General features: G+C 44.4%; 19 protein-coding genes. 16 read left to right on the forward strand and 3 right to left on the reverse strand.

The window, feature by feature from the left end; genetic code table 11:
* Window positions 1-45: 45 nt before the first annotated feature.
* Entirely contained in the window at window positions 46-1,251 is a 1,206-nt protein-coding gene (locus tag CWM52_RS14275; protein WP_100684711.1) for a tyrosine-type recombinase/integrase, read from the reverse strand.
* 340 nt (window positions 1,252-1,591) lie between these two features.
* Here CWM52_RS14275 and CWM52_RS14280 point away from each other — a divergent pair, with 340 nt between their 5' ends.
* The 11 genes from CWM52_RS14280 to CWM52_RS14330 all read left to right on the forward strand — a co-directional run bounded on the left by CWM52_RS14280 (window position 1,592) and on the right by CWM52_RS14330 (window position 11,162).
* Window positions 1,592-2,806: a tyrosine-type recombinase/integrase gene (locus CWM52_RS14280; protein ID WP_003029571.1), complete on the forward strand. Its 1,215-nt coding sequence runs from the start codon at window positions 1,592-1,594 to the stop codon at window positions 2,804-2,806.
* Between the two features lie 326 nt (window positions 2,807-3,132).
* Window positions 3,133-3,333, forward strand: a complete 201-nt coding sequence (locus CWM52_RS14285; protein WP_020231157.1) for a helix-turn-helix transcriptional regulator — start codon at window positions 3,133-3,135, stop codon at window positions 3,331-3,333.
* Window positions 3,334-3,455: 122 nt separating this feature from the next.
* Window positions 3,456-3,731 (forward strand): hypothetical protein, encoded by a 276-nt coding sequence (locus tag CWM52_RS14290; RefSeq protein ID WP_000711964.1) that lies wholly within the window; start codon window positions 3,456-3,458, stop codon window positions 3,729-3,731.
* A 1,288-nt stretch (window positions 3,732-5,019) separates the two neighbouring features.
* The gene (locus CWM52_RS14300; RefSeq protein ID WP_020231154.1) at window positions 5,020-5,307 is read left to right on the forward strand and encodes a hypothetical protein; all 288 of its coding nucleotides are present in this window, start codon (window positions 5,020-5,022) and stop codon (window positions 5,305-5,307) included.
* 11 nt (window positions 5,308-5,318) lie between these two features.
* Entirely contained in the window at window positions 5,319-5,594 is a 276-nt protein-coding gene (locus CWM52_RS14305) for a hypothetical protein (RefSeq protein WP_071883304.1), read from the forward strand.
* A 459-nt stretch (window positions 5,595-6,053) separates the two neighbouring features.
* A complete protein-coding gene (locus CWM52_RS14310; RefSeq protein ID WP_100684713.1) occupies window positions 6,054-6,428 on the forward strand; it encodes a hypothetical protein in 375 nt (124 codons plus the stop codon).
* Window positions 6,425-6,601, forward strand: a complete 177-nt coding sequence (locus CWM52_RS26355; RefSeq protein ID WP_164478971.1) for a hypothetical protein — start codon at window positions 6,425-6,427, stop codon at window positions 6,599-6,601. Before CWM52_RS14310 ends, CWM52_RS26355 begins: the two co-directional genes overlap by 4 nt.
* Entirely contained in the window at window positions 6,598-6,888 is a 291-nt protein-coding gene (locus CWM52_RS14315) for a hypothetical protein (RefSeq protein WP_100684714.1), read from the forward strand. The genes CWM52_RS26355 and CWM52_RS14315 overlap by 4 nt, the downstream gene beginning before the upstream one ends.
* Complete coding sequence (locus CWM52_RS14320; RefSeq protein WP_100684715.1) at window positions 6,858-7,229, forward strand: plasmid mobilization protein; 372 nt, start codon at window positions 6,858-6,860, stop codon at window positions 7,227-7,229. Before CWM52_RS14315 ends, CWM52_RS14320 begins: the two co-directional genes overlap by 31 nt.
* Window positions 7,226-8,701 carry a relaxase/mobilization nuclease domain-containing protein gene (locus CWM52_RS14325; RefSeq protein WP_100684716.1) on the forward strand — a complete coding sequence of 492 codons (1,476 nt, stop codon included), beginning with the start codon at window positions 7,226-7,228 and terminating at the stop codon, window positions 8,699-8,701. Before CWM52_RS14320 ends, CWM52_RS14325 begins: the two co-directional genes overlap by 4 nt.
* Before the next feature lie 301 nt (window positions 8,702-9,002).
* A complete protein-coding gene (locus CWM52_RS14330) occupies window positions 9,003-11,162 on the forward strand; it encodes a YecA family protein (RefSeq protein ID WP_059334104.1) in 2,160 nt (719 codons plus the stop codon).
* Window positions 11,163-11,308: 146 nt separating this feature from the next.
* Here CWM52_RS14330 and CWM52_RS14335 read toward each other — a convergent pair whose 3' ends face one another.
* The gene (locus tag CWM52_RS14335; protein ID WP_100684717.1) at window positions 11,309-11,962 is read right to left on the reverse strand and encodes an AbiV family abortive infection protein; all 654 of its coding nucleotides are present in this window, start codon (window positions 11,960-11,962) and stop codon (window positions 11,309-11,311) included.
* A gap of 656 nt (window positions 11,963-12,618) precedes the next feature.
* Window positions 12,619-15,384: a LuxR C-terminal-related transcriptional regulator gene (locus tag CWM52_RS14340; protein ID WP_100684718.1), complete on the reverse strand. Its 2,766-nt coding sequence runs from the start codon at window positions 15,382-15,384 to the stop codon at window positions 12,619-12,621.
* 255 nt (window positions 15,385-15,639) lie between these two features.
* On the opposite strand from CWM52_RS14340, the gene CWM52_RS14345 reads away from it, so the two are divergent.
* The 5 genes from CWM52_RS14345 (at window position 15,640) to CWM52_RS14365 (ending at window position 22,569) form a co-directional block, all read left to right on the forward strand.
* Window positions 15,640-16,599 (forward strand): thiamine pyrophosphate-dependent dehydrogenase E1 component subunit alpha, encoded by a 960-nt coding sequence (locus CWM52_RS14345; RefSeq protein ID WP_160702574.1) that lies wholly within the window; start codon window positions 15,640-15,642, stop codon window positions 16,597-16,599.
* Window positions 16,600-16,610: 11 nt separating this feature from the next.
* Window positions 16,611-17,630, forward strand: a complete 1,020-nt coding sequence (locus CWM52_RS14350) for an alpha-ketoacid dehydrogenase subunit beta (protein WP_100684720.1) — start codon at window positions 16,611-16,613, stop codon at window positions 17,628-17,630.
* A 3-nt stretch (window positions 17,631-17,633) separates the two neighbouring features.
* A complete protein-coding gene (locus CWM52_RS14355) occupies window positions 17,634-19,169 on the forward strand; it encodes a 2-oxo acid dehydrogenase subunit E2 (RefSeq protein ID WP_100684721.1) in 1,536 nt (511 codons plus the stop codon).
* The gene (lpdA, locus tag CWM52_RS14360) at window positions 19,159-20,556 is read left to right on the forward strand and encodes a dihydrolipoyl dehydrogenase (RefSeq protein WP_100684722.1); all 1,398 of its coding nucleotides are present in this window, start codon (window positions 19,159-19,161) and stop codon (window positions 20,554-20,556) included. Before CWM52_RS14355 ends, lpdA begins: the two co-directional genes overlap by 11 nt.
* 351 nt (window positions 20,557-20,907) lie before the next feature.
* Window positions 20,908-22,569, forward strand: coding sequence for a ShlB/FhaC/HecB family hemolysin secretion/activation protein (locus tag CWM52_RS14365; RefSeq protein ID WP_100684723.1), 1,662 nt, complete (start codon window positions 20,908-20,910; stop codon window positions 22,567-22,569).
* Window positions 22,570-22,573: the final 4 nt, after the last annotated feature.

Here is a 22,573-nt window from a genome sequence, read left to right on the forward strand (position 1 = left end):
GCCTGAGCGACCACCTTTAATCGGATGGCAATTACACAGAATTATTTACAGGGTCTCAAAATTGACCTTTTCCACGTACTGAGCAAGTTCTTTGAGTGAAGCCCCTTGACTGTAAGTCTTGAAAGACTCTGTACTCCCCCGCTCATGGCCTACAAGAAGCGCTATCCGGTCTTCAGGCACTTTGAGGCGGTCAAGTTCGGTGATGAACATCCCACGCAACGAGTGAAAGACCTTCGTCTCCGTTTCCTTCTCGCCTAAAGCCTTTCTCTTTGCTCTGGTGAATTGCTGTGTATGCCATGTAGAGCGCTTACCATCAGCCCTGTCTGTTAACGCTGCATGTCTGAAAAGAAACTTATTCGTATGGTTTTGAATCAGCGTGTCAATAAGTCCGTTAATTGAAGGATGAATGGGAACCAATCGGGCAGCATTCTTTGTTTTGCCTTTTGAGATGCGTAAACACCTTACGTTTTCCTCTGTCACAATATCATCAGTGGTGAGGCTACAAATTTCATTCAATCTCATCCCTGAATAAAGACCAATTAAGGTAACCTGTTTCATTTCTTCATTAAGTAACTCAAAGACCTTGCTTAACTCAGAAATAAGGAAAGGTTCATAACTATCATGTGAACTTTTGGCCTCTAACCTGTGCCCTCTGAAAGGATTATCTTTAGGTGCATCGTGATAACGATTCTTTGCAAAATCGAACAGTTGAGCCAGTGCGCTTATATAGTTTTGTAGCGTTTGAGTTGCTTTCTCTTTTTTCAGTTGGTCAAGCCATCCGGTTACTACCGTTCTGTTAATATCCTGAAGCTGTGAATCACGCTGTTTAATGTGAGAAAGAATTAACTCAACGGCTTTAGTTATCTTTGATAGCGTTGTTAGTTTGCGTTTATCGCTATATTGCAGCAAATAAAGGTCACGTATTTGTATTAGTGTAGGACAGCGCTCGATATTAGCCCCATAATTCACTGGTGATTCTTTTGCAAAGTTGCTGATACCACGCAGTTCATTGATTATCTGCTCAACCTTTGAGCCGTTTTGTTTTGGCTTAAGCTGTTCCCTTAGCTTGATGAACTCTACCGCTACAGCATCCCTGAAAAGCCTTGCTTGCCTGATATCTTTGGTGGCTGTGGATTTCATGTAGTAGCGCTTACCGTTGAAGTAAGCCTTCATGTAGGACGGTATAACGATTCGCACCATGTAAACCCCACAATGGTCAAGAATCAGATATCTGTCACGCTTGTAAGTCATGTAAACCCCTGATATTTTGTCGGGGCAGTTTCAGGGTTGATATATACCTTTTGTTGCTGGTGAAAAGTCTAATTAACTAAGTTTAATCAATCAGTTAGCTAGGCTTTGTAGATAATTCATTAGAGTCTGCGAAGGTCGTAGGTTCGACTCCTATTATCGGCACCATCCTACCTATTTTAACGTCTCCCCAAGTCTACTCAAACACCCTTTAAACCCTTATAATACGCGGTTTCACGGCCCTTATTGTCTCTGCTCGTCTACTCACGTTCACAGAAATCTACGGTGAGTTGGGGGTATCAATGGGGGTATTCGCTGTTCGGTCTAAAGGAGATACCCCCAGATGAAGCTCAATGCCAGACAGGTCGAGACTGCCAAGCCCAAAGAGAAACCCTACAAGATGGCTGATGGTGGTGGCCTCTACTTATTGGTTAAAACCAACGGGTCACGCTACTGGCGTTTGAAGTATCGTATCGATGGAAAGGAAAAGTTATTGGCTCTGGGGGTATATCCCGATGTGTCTTTGGCTGATGCCAGAGCAAAACGTGATGACGCTCGAAAAGGTATCGCTGGGGGTATCGATCCCTTAGAGCTTAAGAAAGAACATAAAGCTGAACGTGAAGCGCAGGTCAAAAACACCTTTCAGCAAATTGCGCTCGAATGGCACAGCATGAAAGTGAAAAAATGGTCAGTGGGGTATGCCTCTGACATTCTCGAAGCTTTCAATAAAGATATTTTTCCTTTTCTTGGTCAACGGCCTGTTGCGGACATTAAGCCATTAGAGCTTCTTAATGTGCTTAAAAAAATTGAAGCCAGAGGTGCAACAGAGAAAGCAAAGAAAGTGCGCCAACGATGTGGTGAAGTGTTTCGCTATGCCATCGTGACAGGCAGAGCCGAGTATAATCCCGCGCCTGATCTCACCAGTGCCATGCAGGGGCATGAATCTACACATTACCCGTTCTTGACCACCGAAGAGCTTCCTGCCTTTTTTAAAGCCCTTGCTGGCTACTCTGGTAGTGAATTGATGGTGCTGGCAGCGAGATTGTTGATCCTTACTGGCCTAAGAACGGGTGAATTGCGTGGTGCCTTATGGTCGGAAATCGATTCCGAGAAAGCGCTATGGGAAATTTCTGCTGAACGCATGAAAATGCGCCGTCCTCATATCATCCCGCTATCTACCCAAGCGTTAGACATTATCGAACAGATCAGAGCAATGACGGGGCAATTTCCTTTACTGTTTCCGGGCCGCAATGACCCAAGTAAGACCATGAGCGAAGCCAGTATCAATCAGGTATTTAAGCGAATTGGCTATACAGGCCGGGTTACGGGTCACGGCTTCCGTCATACCATGAGCACCGTTCTTCATGAACAGGGCTATAACACCGCATGGATTGAAACCCAACTGGCGCATGTTGATAAGAATGCTATCCGTGGCACCTACAACCATGCGCAATACCTCGATGGTAGACGTGAGATGCTGCAATGGTATGCCGACTACATGGTAAGCCTTGAGAACGGAAGCAATGTGGTGCAGGGAGCGTTTGATCGGCGTGGGTAAGGATAACTGCTGATGAAAGAAGGGTTATGTCTTAACGGCCATAGCCCTTTTTCTTGGCTAATGCAGATAAGAATTAAGTCAGAATTTAAACTGATGTTTATTAAGTAATTGATTAATATGAAAATTATAAAATACCTTGAAACAGGAAAATAAATAGCACTTATTGCTAAATCGCTCTACACCCCGCCCAGTGACAGCTCTCCCGCCATTTCATCTGTTTTTGTATGAAAAACACTCAATTCGAGTTCAATTCTGATTTTCCGAGGGTTGAACGTCATAAGCGATCTGAAGATACTACATTCATCAAAACAACAACGGAGAAATATATGACAACAAAAAAACTTATTCGCATGCCGGAAGTGATCAATAAAACAGGATTTAGCAAAGCATGGATCTATAGACTTATTAGTAAGGGGGATTTCCCTAAGCCGATTAAGATTGGAATAAGAGCCAGTGCCTTTGTTGAAAGTGAGATTGATGAATGGATTGAACAACTGATCTATTCATCACGTAATACAGCTGCATAATAATATATGGGTAGTATGTGAAAGCAATATAAACATATATTTATAAAATACAACAATCCCTTTTAAATAATACATGAAAGTGTAGGGGGATATTTACTTAACGATTAAATAAGGAACCAAAAATGAAAAAAGAAAATAAATGTAATAGTCAGAACTCAGCAGAACTTACAGCATTGTTAGAATACTCTCGCTTTACCAAGAAAGTGCTTGCGAAGCCTGCTAATGAAGTATTCGATCTATTTACTGATAAATATTATATGGAAACCGTTTACGATGATATTATTGAAAAAACGAAGAAGAGTATTGATCAAAGTCAGCATAGATACATAGATTTTGAAGAGGTTAGAATAAATATAATGTGTATGCATACAGAGGCCATTATGATTTGTTATATGTGAAAATAAAACATATCAAAATGGATTGTATAGCGTTTAGAGATTTTATATGAATAATATTTATATCTTAAGCAAAAGGTCAGATATATATCTGACCTTTATTAAGTCTGCTATCGTTAACCAAAATGATTTTTTGAAATATCTCCTATCTTGCTATTGACTATTAAAATATAAGATCTATAAAAAGTAAAGATACAAAAAAAGCCAGATGTTAAATCTGACTTTTTAAGGACTAAAAAAGTTTTCGCTGACTTTTTTAAGTCTTGTAATCAGTTAGAGGATTAACGTGATTACAAATATAATAAAGTATTAAATAATCTTTTCATATTTGTCAAATCTAAATCTGAGCTTTTTACAAGTCTTTTGAATACCATTTCCAGAATCTTTAATGTCCTCAAAAGCAATCAAATTATAAACCTTTGTATCAGGTCTGCATATGTGGAGCAATTGAGCGCGAGTCGCTAATGAGAGATGTCCGTATGTTTTGTTGATTGTAGGTATAGAAGGGGGAGCGACGTAATACCAACCCGAAGCGAAGTTCTAAACAGATAAGTGAAGTTGTATATGGAATAGCTATGAGAAAGCCCTACCTTTGTTGAAAGCATAAATAGGGGATAACAATACATTAATCTGCATGAACGAATCTGGGGGTGTCGTAGGGTGTCCTACATTGGAAACGATGTAGAGCTTTAAGCCAGATCAACTTGGGTGAAGTCATATTTTTCATCTTGGTTTTCGCCAATCTTGATAGATTTTCAACAAAATAAGTTGAAAATTTCAGGAGGCGAAGCCTTGGGTGAAGTCCCATTTTCGGGGGCGAACACAAGGCAGTATATAGCTCTCAGTAAAGCTAAGTTTATTTATAGTAAAGGTGCCTTGTTTTATATGGCACTAATAAAATATAAAGCAGAGCTAGATCAAAAAAACTATAAAACGAGGGCTAATAAAGTAAAAAGGAAAATATATCTAAAAAAAATAAAAAAAGTCTCGTTCCAGATATCCCACCATAGAACTTTTCCCGCTGTTGTCCGTTCAAGATCCAAATCCTTAACAGAAATAGATCGGTATAAAAGATCGATATGTTAGTATTGATAGGTTTTAACAATCAAAAGGCGCTAAATCGATCGTTATTAATTGATTTTAACGATCGGTTATTATGTTTTGATAGTTTTTATCTATCATTGTTTATTTTTTCGATCGGTACAAACGATATGACTAGACATGAAAATAATTGAATCCTAAGGCGTTTACAGGTCAATCGTAGATCTGTGCTATTGGTGAAGGAAAAGGTATGCGGAAATTTATGTTAGTGGCAGGTCTTGCCGTCCTGCTAGCAGGGTGTGGCGATGATGGCATCTATGGCAACTATGTTAATCAACAGTTCGGCGTCAGGCTTGATATTCAGAAAGATGTGATCAAGTTTCGCGATGGTGTTTTTACCGTTAAAAGCTGGGATGAAAGCAAGAAACCCATCTATATCGCCAAAACGCAAAACAAAAATCTCGGATCTTGGACTTTTAAAATCGAAAAAGTCAAAGATGGAGTTGTTTACCAAGGTGCGGTTTTTAAGAAAGATTAGAGGAATAGGAAATGGAAAATAATACCATTCAATGCCCATACTGTCTAAAAGAAAGTCAGAAAGGGGTTCACGTATGCACTGGATGTCAAGCAACTGTATTATACGGTGCTCCGCCGGGTTGGTGTGTATTTTTAATAGTATTCAGCACCTTAATATTATCAGTTTTGATCGGTATGAGTTCAGGAATAATGGCTGGTAATATTAGTTTATTTGTCATTGCGATTGTTGGGTTTATTATTAGCAAGTTAGCTTTTTCTGACAGGATTTCTTTCAGAAGGAGAATGTAAAATACGTCTTCCAAGGTGATGGCTCGAAGTGTCGAACCATCACCCATATAAATTTTATTTCCTCCTCTATATCATCAAGCACTAAATCGGAACCCGCAAGCGGGACCCCACGATTTAGCCCTTGACGATTTCCCCCAAAGTTGACATAAAGACAATATATTATTTACCCTGTCTTTTATTTGCATTTTATTTATCGTGCAGTGTATTTATTTATGTAGCCGCTATTGACTAGTTTTTTAGATCGGTTATTTATTTAAATATCAGTTGAGTTCAGCTTTTATTTTTTAGCGTTCGGAAACTGAGGCAAGGTGTAATAGCGTATCCGCTATTTACCCAATCCTTCGGATTGCCCCCTCTCACTTCGTTCGGAGGGTTGAAAAAAGATCTACCCTTCCGCCTAATCACCCTATCAAGGGTTGGCGGCAAACCATACAGTTTAATATTATAGGAGTATTTAAAATGAATGATGATTTAAATTTTATAAATAACATAGATGGGAAAATTTTATTTGAGCATTATCAATATTTAACTAATGCCATACTGGGTGATGATGACACAAAAAAAGAGTTTGTGAAATATGAACATTATGACTTGGATTATTTAAGGTATTATCTTGAAGCGAGTATCTATTTTTTAGGTGAGGCAAGAGAAGAAGCAAATAGAGAAGTTGAAATAAAAGATTTAAACGAAGTAGTGGAGATAATAAATAAATTATCAAATAGGGCTAAGGTTGCTTTAGCTGAAAATATCATATTGTGGTTTGAAGATATTTCATTAGTAGGTTCTTATAATACACTATTTAGATTTTTAGGCAGGGAGAAAAGAATATTATGATGATTATGTCTGTAGCAATGGTAATACTTTGTATTATGTTGGGAGGTTTTATGATCCGTAGCTGTACTGGAAAAACAAACACTTCAAGCGAAGCAAAGCAAGCAATATCAGAAGTTAGAAAAATGATAGATAAAAAAGCACTGATTAAATATAAAAGGAATAATAGAATATGAATGTAGAAAACTTAATGAATAGTATGACTATAGAATATAAGCTCGAAATACTGGCAAGATTTTTTTATTACATAGAACAAAACAAAGATATACCATTTAATGAAATCAATAGTGATGAGCGAGATTTATGTTATTTTGTGGCTCATAGATATATACAAGAGAATAAAGCTGATGAGCTTATTGAAGCATTAATTATTGAAAATGATAACGACTACATAAGAGCAACAGATGATTACATTATCCAGAGGAATAAAGAATGCGAACAGATAGAAAAAGAGGGCGTATAGAATTAAATCACGACGAACGCAGAGATATATCTATACAGTTTAGAGTAAACAAAGCAGAGTTTGAATATTTAAAAGAGCTTGTTGAAGCATCCGGCCTTGAGAGAGGCCATTACATCCGAAGAGAAATATTAAACTCTGAACCAGTAATAAAAAGAAAAATGCCTGAGTTTGAGCAATCGTTATATAGGGAAATACAACATCAAGGTAATAATATAAATCAGATTGCTAAAAAGCTTAATACGAATGAAGACTTTAAACAATCTGTAGCCGCAGAAGCTAACTTTGCCATAAAGCAACTTATGAAAAGGATATTAAAAGCTTGTGAGGTTTATACCGTATGAAAGGAAATGTGGCTAAAACAGGAAGATCATTTAAAAATAGAGTTGATTATATATTAAAAGATGATCACGATTTCATTTGTAGTAATATGTCAGCAGATAAAAATAATGTTAGTGATTTAACTGATGAGTTCAAAGCTGTAAGCAGTTTTAGACCTGATATAAAAAAACCAGTTTTTCACGCCTTTTTATCTCTTCCCAAGAATGAACATTTAACAGATGAAAAATGGCAAGAGATAGCAAAAGACTATTTGAAAGAAATGAGTATTGATATAGAAAAACATCAATATATTTGTGTGCGTCATAAAGATACAGATCAAGACCATATCCATATAGTGGCAAACAGGATCGGCCTTGATGGTTCTGTATGGCACGGTCAGCACTCAGCATTTAATACAATAGCAGCTTGTGAACGTTTGGAGATAAAGCACAGCTTAACGATTACCAAGAGCTTGCAGGGGCAAAAATCAGACGTATCAGCACCAACTAAGAACGAGATCGAGCAAGCCCTACGTACAGGAGAGAAACCAGCCCGTTTAGTGCTACAGAACGCACTACAAGCGGCTTTAGTCGGTAAGCCTGATTTGTCTACGTTCTTGGAACGTCTGCAGGCTGTAGGCATCGAGCCGGCCTTTAACGTTGCTTCTACTGGCAACGTCGCCGGAGTGTCATTTGGTATCAAAAATAATGAAAAAAATATTTTCTTCAAGGGATCATCTCTTGGTAAAAAATTCAGTTGGAACACTATTAAAACAAAGGTGAAATATGACAAAAATAGAGATAATGAACTCGTTAGAAGTTTCTCAGCAAGAAAAGATGATGAACCAAATAGTATTGGACGATCACTTATTGAACCAAATATCAATGACAGTAGAGCCACTGACCGAATCGATGATGATATTATCAGAATCAGTCAGCACAGCATTGAATCAGACACAGCAGACACTAACAATGGTGAACAACTCGTTAGAAACAACAACTACAGCTTTAAACTCAGCAAAAAATATAATAGACCAACAAGCTCTAAAGTTAGAAGAACAACACAAAAAGCTGCACAAATACGCAACAGAGTTAAAAAACAACACAATAAAGAACCAATCAAAACTTATAATAAAAGTGGCCTCGGTGGTAGGAGTAATACATATATTGGTGGTTCTATCAGTAGGATACTTTATCATGCAGAAACAGCAACAACAGCTACCCATCAATTTAGACTCAAAGGCCGTAGCAATTTCAATAGTAGAGCAGTTAAGATCGAAGAGGTAAGAGAACGTTTAGGTATAAAAAAACCTGTTATTCAGCCAAGGAATAAAGAAAAAGTGATTGAAGAAAAAATAATGAAAAAAACGTCATATATAGTGTACTATGAAAATAGATTTAAATCTAAGTTAAAAGGAAATCTAAAAGATGGATATCTAGAACAAAAAAATCAGGACAAGTTTATATTTTTCAATCAAAGAGGTTTTAAATCATGAGTTAATCTGCATTTAGTATCATCAAGAAATTATCATATGCATTAACTTTAAATGTATGTGGTCATTTCTAAAATTACATTTTACCGCACATTCATCGATGATGAATTAAAGGAATAAGTATTCCTTTAAAAAGCAATTTGTCTAATTAATTACTTTTTACCAGTATATACCAATATAGTCTAATTTAGTTGTCATTTTAAACTTGACTAAATTTATCAAAAGTTACATAGTTTCTTGAAAAAACCACTCCCCTGCTGTTTATAATCGTTGGCATTGCTGAATAAAATATTTGGAGACAATAATGAATAATGAGCAAGCGAAATTTTTAGAGTTAGAGGAACTTTGTAAACAAGACGGTTTTATTCATGCGTATTCATATTTATGCCTAAGAGACTGTACAATAGGTTTCCAAGGAGGATTGGAAACTGATGATTTGAACCATCTAACTTCATCTGACCGATTGATTAAAACTGAGTTATCACTACTGCATGGGTTGATGCTCAAGTCCGGTTATAATGCAGTAGAAATAAGCAGCGATAAGCTAACTCAATATGTTGATTCTGCTGAACAAATTTTAAAAGATATTCATGAGGCCATAAAAACTTCAGGAATGAAAAATTTCTCTCTTGAGAATCCGAAACTTTCGTTTGAAAGTTTTTTTACGGAAAAAGATGTTGTTCGTGAGTTTATATTTTATAGTGCTGAGCAGGCATTTGAGTTTCAATTTGCATCATTCGCAAGAGAACGTTATATAGAAGATGAAGTATGGCTCCGTGATCATGTTGGTTTCGATATGAATGATGCTTATACAATATATCGAGCTATTAATGAAATGCTTAATGAAAATCTTAACTCCATTGCATCACGTAGCGAATTAATAAGTCATAAAGAATCTCGCCTTCAGTTTCATGAAATAAATGTTGATGAGCTAATTCGTTTATCTAAACAGTCAAAGGAAATAGTAATTGCTTTTTTGACTATTTTTAGTACAAGTTCAAAAGATGATAACACATCGTTTAGCTCAATAGATGATTTTAATATTATTAATGCAAAGCCTATTGTATGTCTAAATGATAAATATTATTTATTCCAGTTAACATCACTTGCTCAATCAATGTATGAAAGCCCAATATTTTGGATGCGTGAAGATAAATCGTATCGCAAGTTTGCTGATGAGCATAGAGGAAATTTCACTGAGGCATTCACATATAATAAATTAGTATCTGTTTTTGGAAGAGAAAACGTCTATGTAAATATTGATATTTTTAAAAATGCGGCAGAGAAAATTGGTGAGATCGATATACTCGTTAAATTCGGGAGTAAATATTTAATCGTACAAGCAAAATCTAAAGGTATGACGCTTTCCTCAAGAAAAGGACAAGCTGAGATTGTTAAAGATGATTTCACTAAGGGATTTCAGAACGCTTATGATCAGGCGATAGAATGCTCCAATGCTCTTATGGAAGCGGGGGTTCACTTTAAGGATGCAAGTGGAAATTTGGTAGAATTTAAAGATCGGCCTACATCTTGCTACCCAGTTTGTATAACATCTGAGAGTTATCCGTCCTTAGCTTTTCAGTGTCGACTTCATCTTAAATATGAGAAAACAGAACATTTAAAAGCACCATATATTATGGATATTTTTTTCTTAGATATTCTTACTGAGTTTCTTTCGGAGCCTTTATTTTTCTTGAGTTTTGTTGACCGCCGTACTGGTTATCATGACGCTCTAATGGCGAGCACAGAAATTGTTCTTCTATCCATGCATTTAAAATATAATTTATGGATTGAGAATGATATGACCTTTATGCATCTAGCGGATGATATTGCTTCTGACTTAGATGCTGCTTTTATGGTACGAAGATTAGCACTGCCCGGTAGTGGAACACCAAAAGGCATTTTGCAAAAATATACATCAGGATTCTTTGGTAGGCTTCTTTTTAAAATTCAACGACTGGCTAATGATGATTTAACAGATCTGGGCCTGATCCTTTTAAAAGGAAATGGTAAGTTTGTCGATATGCTTAATGAGGCAGTAGGTAGGATACAATACTTAACCATACAGGATAACCTTACTCATGATTTTACTATTCAGCTAGAAAATGGGGTTGGTGGTCTAACCGTTCATACATTAGCTGGTGATTTAGAATCAGCTCAAAATAAATTGATGGCCCATGTTAATGCAAAAAAATATTTAGCAAAGCAAAATCAATGGTTTGGGGTTTTGGTTGAGGCTGATCGACTTGGTATGGTGGCTTCGATATGTAAGCTATCCTTTCCGTGGCAAAAAGATACAAAAATGGATCTTGCAGTTAAAGAAGCAAAAATGGATAAGCCAATGATTTATGATTCGAAGGAATTAAGGGGGAAATTTAAAGTTAAGCTTGGAAGAAATGATAAGTGTTTATGTGGAAGCGGTAAAAAATATAAGAAATGCTGTCTTATAAAAAATAATCTATGATGTTAGAATGACTCTTAATATAATTTGTAGGTTTGATAGGTATTTTTGTATGGACAATAAATGGGCAGATAATTATATCTGTCCATGTCTCGCTATTTATTCCGATAAGCCGTATGTATTTTTCAACCGAAATTCGAAAGTGTTTATTATTTTTGTGGGAAATTTCTATTTCTCCACCCTTCGTTTTTTATTCCACTTTTGTGTGGCCATTTTAATAGGTTGTTATAAATTTTGTAATCGAATACATCGTCCATGTTTTTCCCTCCTTCAAAGTAGAATTCATCTTCTTCAATTCTTTTACATATTTTTATTAACTCATCATTGATTATTGAAATAATTTCCTTTGCATCTCCTTGTTTTATTCTCCAAGGAGTGGATATTCTACTGTCTGTATCTATTTTCCCCTTGCTACGAGATAGTCCAACATATATAGAGTTTTGTTTTTTTTCTTCCAGTTTTCTACTTTGTATTAATGATATAAATTTTGGTGAATAATCATTTGTTTCTCTTGCTACAAAATTCCATTGTTTTTTAGGATGTTGATATAGGAGCTTAAGCCATTCCTGCTCAAAATCTACTTTTGGATAGCCTTCATTTGTTTCAGATGTCCAGATATAGTGATCCACCCAGTTAGCCTTTGAAAACTCTTCAAGAGCTAACACGGAAAGCTGAAATGCGCTGGGATATGATCCATTTCTATAGAGTAAAATAGAGTCAAAATGAAGTCGTATAGTATTTCTTAACGATTCGGTGGCTATTTTGTTGAGCTTATATTTTGAGATGCCATCTTCTTTCTTCATAGAAACTCCATTCCATAGGTTAACTCGCTATACAAACATATATTATCATAGAGTATGGAACTTCCCCACCATCCGCTATAGCGAGTGATGTTCAAAAGGAACTACCATTAAGTAATAATCTCACATCATGAACACAAAAAATCTATTGGGGGTATCTTCGGGGGTATCACCAAAGATGGAACATATAATTTTCATTAATAATCAATAAATTAATGCATAGGTGTTGTTCCTATTATCGCACCATCTAAATCAAAGAGTTAAAGAAACCACTCTCCTTAAACTCCTCTCTGGGGTTACGCCAGGGTTGCTTTTTCCCCTGGGGTCAACGCACTTAAACTCAATGTTTTTATCGCTGAGATATGGTCCCCCAAACGGCCATACACTGCTCAGGATATTCTCTGATGGGCAGAAGTCGACACTTCGACAAATTTTAAAACGAGCGTTCATAGCTTTACAGGCCTGTTGCCCATCTTTCAGAGACGATATGCGGTGAAAAACCGAGACTACGCGTCGTCCCGATACTACGTAGAATGGATGGTGGCCTGTATATGTGTAGAAAACCCCGCCTGTTTTCAGAATATACAACCAGTTAGGAACTTAGTTATTAGTGATTACATCTGAATAATATTTTATGTCAGGGCCGTACTATCAAACGGTTAACCCAGTAGTTTCATTTCCAGCGCCCGACTCATTGCTTGAGTACGACTATTCACCCTGAGCTTCGCGTAGATGTTTTTGATGTGCCATTTTACCGTCTCAACAGAAATATCGAGGGAGCGAGCGATTTCTTTGTTCATCTGCCCTTCGGTGATCAGGTGTAATACCTGAAGTTCTCGCTCACTGAGTTCGCCATTAATATCGAGACTTCCACGATTAAACGGTGTTCCTCCTGCCGGATCGCTCTTGTCTACCCAGTGGCCATGTCCTGTTCCCTCCTCTTTACAAACCGAAGAGGATTCGTTCATACAGGCAAGCAAAGGTTGTAATGCATCACCCGCATCAAGAAAGATGCCCTTGAGATGCTGTTGTTCTGCTAGTTGCAGTACTGGCTGCAATGTAGTGCAAGCTGCCGCAGTTTTGCCACTGTTCCACAAGGCTAATGACCAGAGCGTACGTAGACGTGCTGCGCTTAACCCGTCACCCCGACTTTCCTGATCAGAGACCATTTCAGCCAGTAGAATGCAGGCTTGCGGCGCCTGGCCTCTGGCGAGAAGAAGGCGGCTGCGGCTAAGGGATGCATACCGAACGATGGCTCGTTGACATGGATGCCCGGCATCAATTCTGAAGTTGGCAACCATTTGTGCAAGTTGTCGTTGCAGTTGCTCTGCGCCGGTGAAATCTCCGCGCTGCAGCCGTACCCGCACTTGCTCTGCTAACAACATAGCCTGTAACCGTTGCCATCCGCGAGACACGGCAAGTCGCTGCGCATGCTCCAGCAATCGCTCTGCCTCATACGGCATATCGTCATCTAAGGCCTGACGCGCAAGATAGATATAGCAACGACTCAGCGCGTCGGGTGGACTGAATCGATCGATCAATTCGAGCCGATCGGCTAACAGATGATCGAGCGAGTCACGACTCTTGCATTCGTAAGCTATCTCCGCCAGCAGTGGCGCCAGTGTCGCTCCACTGGTCGACTGGGTACCGGTATAACATTCCGCCTGGCGCAATGTTTTCTCTGCATACCACCCGGCTTTTTCCAGATCACCCTGACAAAGATGGCACTGGGCAATGATAAAAGCGCGGTAAACCGAGACAAACAGATTGTCTAAGGGACTTTCTGGAGAGGGCATATGCTGTTGAACCTCCAGAGCTTCGGTATAGCGCTGGTTAACAACATGGCAATAGCTGAGAATATTGCATATCAAACCATCAACCCAGGTATCCCCGCAGGGCACTTCGGCCAGCAATGGCTGAACAATTGCCAGACTCTCTGGGATGTTTTCCGCAAAGGCTTCGCAAATTGCGCGCACAACACGCAATTTGCACCAGGTGCTGCGGGTTAAATCATCACGGTGATTAACTACCATCTGATCCAGATTATCAAGCAACTGCCTTGATTCATCAAAGTGGAAATAATGCGCCAGTGCCCAGGCCAGATTAATTTGCAGGTCAATGCGCGAAGGATCCGTACTGGCAGGTAAATGATGCATCCAGGAAATCAGGGTATCTATATCCCCTTCTTCTGCCAGTGACTGAGCGCTTGCACCATCCTGCCCGGGGCTATGCACCGGCTTGCCTGCTCTGAGTGCATGGCGTACCGCCTCAGACCACAGTCTCTGTTCGACAAACCAATGGCTGGCTAATTCATGTAACTGCTTGCGGTCAATATCGTTGCTCTGCTGCAACATAGTCCGAAGGTTTTCCTGCAACAGAGGATGGTAGCGAAACCAGTAGCCTTGTTCGTCAAGGGCTGACAAAAAAAGGTTGTGTCGCTCAATCCATGCCAGCATCGCTTTACTATCATCACGTCCTGTAACTGCATGACATAATTCGGCATTTAACCGGCTGAGGAATGACGTTTTCACCAGAAAATCGAGAACCTCTGCCGGCAGCGGATCCAGTACCACCTCTTTCAGGTAACGGGCAATGGACCGTGTTCCTCCATGAATATTGCGCAACAAATGCTCTGGATCATTCTGCAATTCTGCGGACAATGAAGCGATCTTCATGCCCGCGATCCAGCCCTCGGTCGCAGACTGTAGCCGCTGTGCATGCTGGCTGCTGAGTGGTACCGCAACCGTGCGGCTAAAATAGTCTTGAGTTTCTTCGAGCGTGAATTGCAGGTCTCGATCATAGATTTCCACCAGCTGGTCCTGTGCCTGCAGCTGGCCCAAAGAAAGACTCGGGTGGAAACGGCTGCCAATGATCAAATGCAAGGCGGCAGGCGCATGCCTGATTAAATAACCCAAGGCTTCATATACCCCACAATCATTAATCACATGAAAGTCGTCGATAATCAGGTACAAGTCGTGCGGGCAATAATGTAGCTGGTTAATTAGCCCGGCCAGCAGCTGCTCGGAGCTGGAGAGCTTCTGTTCTTCCATGTCGCGCCAGAAATCAACGTCCCAATCAGCATAAAGTGGACGCAATGCCTGCAGCAGATAAGGAATAAACTGCCATACGTCATCATCATCCTCATCAAGGCTAAGCCAGGCGATACGTTCCCCCTGGGCTACCATATGCTGATGCCATTGCGCCAATAGCGTGGTTTTGCCAAATCCAGCGCCGGCACAAACGATACCCAGTCGGCACCGCTGAACTGGATTGAGAAGTTGAAGAAGTCGTGGACGCTCCAGCAATTGTATCGCGGAGCGAGGCGGGACGAATTTGGTCAGGATGAGCGGCAAGCCTCTCGTCAGCCGCAATGGTCCGGAGACCAGCGATGGTGATTGGCGACCTTTTAAATCCGATGGCTTCATCCGTGGTTGTCTACTCGCTTTGTTTTTTTTCAATTGTACGCCAGACCTCGGGATGACATGGGGCTACCAAACTTGATTGATACACAAAATTTATAAAGTTTGACCTCAAGCATGAAAACCCCCACCTACCCCCCCATGAAGGTGGCTTCGCACTCTCTCGAACCACTCGTAGATTCATTGCATTGGTGTGGCCAGGGTGCATTCTCCCTGTCTGTTGGCCCCGCCTGGGTGACCTTTATTGAGGAGAATTAAATGATGCTTAGCAAACAGGCTTTATTGCAGGCTTACCGTAAGATGCGGGAGATCAGGACATTTGAGGAGCGTTTACATCAGGAAAATACCAGCGGCGATATCCCAGGTTTCATTCACCTTTATACCGGTGAGGAGGCCATCGCGGTGGGGGTCTGCGAAAATTTAACGAGCGCTGATTTCATTGGTTCAACACACCGTGGACATGGTCACTGTATCGCTAAAGGTTGCGACATTCACGGCATGATGGCCGAAATATTCGGTAAGGACAGCGGGTTATGTCGCGGTAAGGGTGGCTCTATGCACATTGCCGATCTGTCGAAAGGAATGCTGGGTGCGAACGCTATCGTTGGTGGAGCCCCTCCATTGGCCATCGGCGCAGCGCTGACGGCAAAAACGCTTAAAACCAACAACGTCGGAGTCTCTTTTACTGGCGATGGTGGTTCTAATCAGGGCCTGGTCTTTGAAGCCATCAATATGGCCGTCGTGCTCCAGCTTCCAGCCATCTTTATTTTCGAGAACAACGGTTATGGCGAAGGGACCGGTCATGACTACGCCGTTGGTGGGCGTGATATCGCCCGACGCGCCGCTGGCTTCGGCCTACCGGCAGTGACCGTTGATGGCACCGATTTCTTTGCCGTTTATGAGGCCACCTCAGAAGCGGTCAAGCGCGCACGTGAAGGGGGTGGCCCAAGCGTCATTGAGGCCAAAGCCTACCGCTGGCATGGTCATTTTGAGGGCGATCCCGCGTTATACCGTGCTGAAGGTGAAGTTCAACGCCTGCGTGAAAAACATGATCCGCTGAAGATTTTCACATCCAGGGTCAAGCAACATATCACCCAGGAAGAACTGACGGCAATTGATGAGGAAGTAGAAGCGCTTGTCAACGATGCTGTATTGAAAGCCCGCGCCGCTGCCTATCCGGCTCCGGAAGACCTGCTGACAGACGTATACGTCTCATACTGAGGGTGATAACAATGACGATAAAAACCTATCGTGAAGCGGTCAAGGAAGCCCTGGCTCAGGAAATGGAACGCGACGAACGCGTTGTGCTCATTGGTGAAGACTTACGTGGCGGTCATGGCGGAAATGCGCCCGAAGACGCGAAAATAGAAGCCTTTGGCGGTGTACTCGGTGTCACTAAAGGACTGTGGACGCAGTTCGGCTCTGAGCGGGTGATCGACACCCCCATTACAGAGTCGGCAATCATCGGTATGGCTGCCGGCGCCGCAGCAACCGGTCTGCGGCCAGTAGCGGAATTGATGTTCATGGATTTTTTTGGTGTGAGCCACGATGCGCTGTACAACCAGGCGGCTAAGTTCCGCTACATGTTTGGTGGCAAAGCCCGGGCACCACTGGTGATGCGAGGTATGATCGGCGCGGGTTTTTCTGCCGCCGCCCAGCATTCACAGTCACCCTATAATATCTTTGCGACCACGCCAGGACTGAAGGTGGTGGTGCCATCGACACCTTATGACGTCAAGGGGCTGTTAATCCAGTCAATTCGCGACGACGACCCCGTGGTATTCTGCGAGCATAAAATGCTTTACGACCTCAAGGGCGAAGTACCGGACGAGAGCTATACCATCCCACTAGGTATAGCCAACTATACTCGCGAAGGAGAGGACGTCACCATCATTGCCTTGTCGGCAATGGTACATAAAGCAAACCAGGTTGCGGACAAACTGGCCAGGGAGGGGATCTCGGTCGAGGTGGTCGACCCACGTACTATTTCGCCACTGGACGAAGAAGGTATTCTGGAATCGGTGGCTTCTACGGGGCGTGTAGTGATTGTCGACGAGTCAGCAGCACGCTTCGGTTTCGCTCATGATGTCGCGGCACTGATTGCTTCCCAGGCATTCCATTTCCTCAAAGCGCCCGTTCTGCTGGTGACGCCACCACACACTCCGGTCCCGTTCTCCCCTGCTCTCGAAAAACTCTGGGTCCCTGGCGTTGAACGTATCGAAGCAGCCGTCCGTCAAGTGCTGGAGGATTAATCTATGAGCGAAATCAAGACGCTTGAAATGCCCAAATGGGGGCTTTCAATGGAGGAAGGTTTGCTCGCCCGGTGGGCAATTCAGGAGGGTGACAGCTTCACCAAAGGGCAGGAAATCTGTGAGATTGAAACCAGTAAAATCGTCAATGTGCTGGAGGCCCCCTTTGCCGGTACATTACGTCGGATAATCGCCCGACAGGGGGATACTCTCCAGGTAGGAGCCGTGCTGGCACTGGCCGCTGACGCTTCGGTCAGCGATGCTGAACTGGACGAATTTGCGGCCAGTCTGGCTACGGAGAAAACAGCAGCCTCTGGCACGAAGGCTACCGAGCCGGACGTAACTGCGCAGGCAGGCGCTAAGCCGCCTGCCGTTGTCTCGCTCCCCTCCAACAACCCCGTGGCGCCCGTTGGGCAGACCGAAGTCCCCGTCAGTCTGCAAGGCGTGACCGATGTGACTCAGGTTAATGCCACTCCCCATGCGTTACGTCTGTCTGCACGCTGGGGTGTCGACCTGAAAAAGGTCCGCGGTAGCGGGCGTGGCGATCGTATCTCTGTGTCTGACGTGGAAAGCGCGATCGTTGCCGCCGGTGGCCGTATCGTCTCTCCAACGCCCCCCGTTCGTCGCAGCAAAGCACCCCGCTCGCATGCCGATGATAGCCAGGTATCGGCCACCCCGCTGGCGCGCCGTCTGGCTGGCAAACTGGGTATCAACTTACATGACTGCCGAAGCAGCGGCTCACGCGGTCGGGTGAGTCGTGATGATGTGCTGGCCACGGCGTTGTTACTCGACGAACACTCGCAGACCCGTCCTGTACAGGAGAGTATCCCGGCAACCTTTGAGAATATCCCCATGTCCGGTATGCGGCGGGCTATCGCTGCTCGCCTGCAAACGTCCAAGCAACAGTCACCCCATTTCCGTTTGAGTGTCGATCTTGATCTGGAACGACTGTTAGCGTTACGTCAGGAAATTAACAGCGAAGTACCCGGCGTCAAGATTTCGGTTAACGACCTGCTGGTTAAGGCCTGTGCCCTGGCTCTGGTGGCGGTGCCGGATGTCAACGTACAGTTTGATGAAGCGACCCAAAGTATCCGCCGCTTTGCGGATGCCGACATTTCGGTGGCCGTTGCGCTGCCTGGCGGGTTAATTACCCCTATTGTTCGCTCGGCGAACCGCAGATCGGTCAGCGACATATCGAACGAAATTCACTCCCTGGTGACCAAAGCCAAAGCGGGCACGCTGAAGCCCGAAGAATTTCAGGGGGGGACCTTTAGCTTGTCAAACCTGGGTATGCTCGGAGTACGGCAGTTTGACGCCATCATCAATCCACCGCAAAGCGCAATCCTCGCAATTGGCGCCGGCGAGGTCCGGGCGGTAGTACGCGACGGGCAAATCGTCGCGCGCCACCAACTGACGGTATCGCTATCCTGCGATCACCGGATCATCGATGGGGCGCAAGGCGCGGCTTTTCTCCGGGAACTCAAGCGACTGATTGAAACACCAACCTTGATGTTTATCCAGGAGACGAGCTATGCACGATAAATACGATGTGCTGATCATCGGCGGTGGGCCTGGGGGATATGTTGCCGCCATCCGTGCCGGTCAACTAGGGCTTCGTACCGCATTAGTGGAAAAACAACATCTGGGAGGCATCTGTCTGAACTGGGGCTGCATTCCAACCAAGGCGCTGTTGCATGGTGCCGAGGTCGCGCACAGTATCACCCATGCCAGTCAGCTGGGCTTCAGTGTGGGTGAGGTGAATTTCGATCTGCAGAAACTGGTGCAGTTTAGCCGTAACGTGTCGCAACAGCTCACCGGTGGGGTTGAGTACCTGTTGAAGAAAAATGGCGTCAGGGTGATTGATGGCACCGCGCGACTGCGCGGCAAGGGACAAATCACGGTCGCGGATGCCCGAGGGGAAGAGCACGATTACCGGGCTGATCACGTGATCCTGGCAACGGGGGCCCGGCCACGAGCATTACCAGGCATAGAGCCAGATGGTGAATATATCTGGACCTATTTCGAGGCACTGCAGCCTGAGCGATTGCCAAAGTCGCTATTAATCATCGGTTCAGGGGCGATTGGCGTCGAGTTCGCCAGCCTTTATAACGATCTTGGCTGCAAAGTGACGCTGGTCGAGCTAGCCCCGCAGATTCTGCCAGTTGAAGACGCTGAAGTGTCTGCTGCGGTGCGTAAATCATTTGAAAGGCGCGGCATACAGGTCCATACCCAGACTCTGGTGACGCAAGTACAGCTCACCGATACAGGGGTGCGCTGCACGATGAAAAACACCGGCGCCGAATATTTCCAGGAAGTCGAACGTGTGCTGCTGGCGGTTGGCGTACAGCCTAATATTGAAGATCTCGGGCTGGAAGCGCTGGGCGTCGAGTTAGACCGCGGCTTTATCAAGACGGATACGGCTTGTCGCACTAACGTATTCGGGCTTTATGCCATCGGCGATGTAGCCGGCCCGCCGTGTCTGGCGCACAAGGCCAGCCACGAAGGAGTGATCTGCATTGAGACACTGGCTGGCGTCGAAGGCACACACCCTCTTGATCGCGACTATGTGCCCGGTTGTACTTATTCCCGACCCCAGGTTGCCAGTCTGGGCCTGACAGAATCGACTGCCCTGGCCGGAGGACGGCCAGTCAAGATCGGTAAGTTCTCCTTTCAGGGGAATGGTAAGGCGCTGGCCAGCGGAGAGACGGAGGGTTTTGTAAAGACTATTTTCGATGCTGAAACCGGCGAGTTGTTGGGAGCGCATATGGTTGGCGCGCAGGTCACCGAACAGATCCAGGGTTTTGGTATCGCCCGTCACCTGGAAGCCACACATGAAAGTCTCCTGTCGATGATCTTTGCGCATCCGACGCTTTCAGAAGCGATGCATGAATCAATACTGGCTGCCTGTGGCCAACCGTTGCATCAATAAGAAAATCAGGGAGGCGATAGCTTCGTGATACTGAGTCAATCTCCGGTTATCCCTCCTGTATTTTCCTTATCAGAGACTCACCGTGAACGGTTATCGAAGTGACAGCCTGCAGATATATTGCCGCCGTTCAGGCTCACTGAGCAGTGAGCGCGTTTAACATATCGCATCGGATTTTTTATCATAATATTCTGATTTTTTTTAACACAGCGCGGAGACAAATCTGAAAATTGTCCGTATCCGTACTTTTGCTGTTTTAATAGCCCCGCCTTTGAGTATAAAGTAGCCGCAAATGTAAATGAATGTCATGAAATACATTCATAACGTAAGTCGCAAAGGCATACAGGATCAGGGATGAAAGTTTTATACCCGGTGTGGGTGTTACTGGCATTGAGTCAGTCAGTCTTCGCAGCCCCGTTGTCACCAGCAGACCGCAACAGTATCGAACAACAGCAGCAGCAATTGCTCCTTCAGAACCAGCAGCAGCGTGAGTCGCTGGAGCGCACCGCGCCGCTGGCGCGCCCCTCTCAGCCTGAACAGCCTGTGCCGACGTCCGGCCCCTGTTTCACCATCACGCGTATTGTGCTTGATGGTGCCACCCTTATTGATGCCCGCAAACAGCAGAAATTAGTCGCGCCCTGGCTGAACCAGTTCCTGGACATGGCGCGTATTAATCAACTGACAAATACGGTTTCTGACTGGTACATCAGCCGGGGATATATCACCAGTCGCGCTTTTCTGACGGAGCAGGATTTACGTTCTGGCGAGCTGCGTCTGGCTATTCTGGAAGGGCGACTCGAGAAAATACGCATGGATGGCGCGCCTGAGCGCGAGCTGAAAATGACGTTTCCAGGACTGGAAGGCAATATTCTTAACCTGCGGGATATTGAACAGGGCATGGAACAAATTAACCGTGCCCGTACCACGCCGGTTCAGATTGAAATATTGCCAGCCGATAAGCAAGGATGGTCGATTGTTCATTTGACCGCCACACCAGAATTTCCTCTTTCCGGCTCAGTCAGCGTCGATAACAGCGGCCAGAAAAGTACGGGCGTCGGGCAAATTAACGCCGGGCTGAACGGCAATAACCTGTTGGGGCTGGCCGACAGCTGGTTTGTTTACGGCGGGCGCAGCAGCGCATTTTCGAATGCTAAAGACGCTCAAAGTTTTGCGGCGGGCGTCAGCATCCCCTACGGCTACAGCCTGCTGGATTACAGCTACAGCTGGAACAACTATCTCAGCACCCTCGATAACAACGGCGACTTCTGGCGCTCAAGCGGCGATACCGAAACGCACCGCGTCAATCTCTCGCACGTCCTGTTCCGCAACGGCGATATCAAAACCGGCGTCTCCGTGGGCTTAAGCCATCGCATCAACCATAACTATCTCGACGATGTCCTGCTGAAAAGCAGCAGCCGCACACTCACCAGCCTGCAGTTTGGCCTGAGCCATACCCAGAAAATGTTCGGTGGCGTGGCGACGTTTAACCCGACTCTCAGCCGCGGCATGCCGTGGCTGAACGCCGAAAGCGACGGCAACAAAAACGGCGATTTGCCGAAAGCGCAGTTCCGTAAATGGAGTCTTAATGCCAGCTTTCAGCGCCCGGTGGCTGAGAATCTGTGGTGGCTGGCGAGCGCCTACGGGCAGTGGTCGCCGGAACGCCTGTACGGCAGCGAGCGCCTGACGCTGGGGGGCGAGAGTTCCGTGCGCGGTTTTAAAGAGCAGTATATTTCAGGTGACAACGGCGCGTACTGGCGAAACGAACTCAACTACACGCTGTTTACGCTGCCGGTCATCGGCCAGGTCAGCGCGTTAGCCGCCGTCGATGGTGGCTGGTTGCACTCCGACAGGCTTGATCCTTATGCCGGAGGCACGCTCTGGGGCACCGCCGCAGGGCTGAGAACCGCCAGCCGGTGGCTGTCCACCTCGTTCACCGTCGGGCTTCCTCTGGTTTACCCAGGCTGGCTTGGGCCGGATCATGTCAGCATTTACTCCCGCGTTGCCGTCGCGTTTTAAAGGA

The organism is Raoultella sp. T31, from assembly GCF_002806725.1.
GTDB classification, from domain to species: Bacteria; Pseudomonadota; Gammaproteobacteria; order Enterobacterales; family Enterobacteriaceae; genus Klebsiella; species Klebsiella electrica.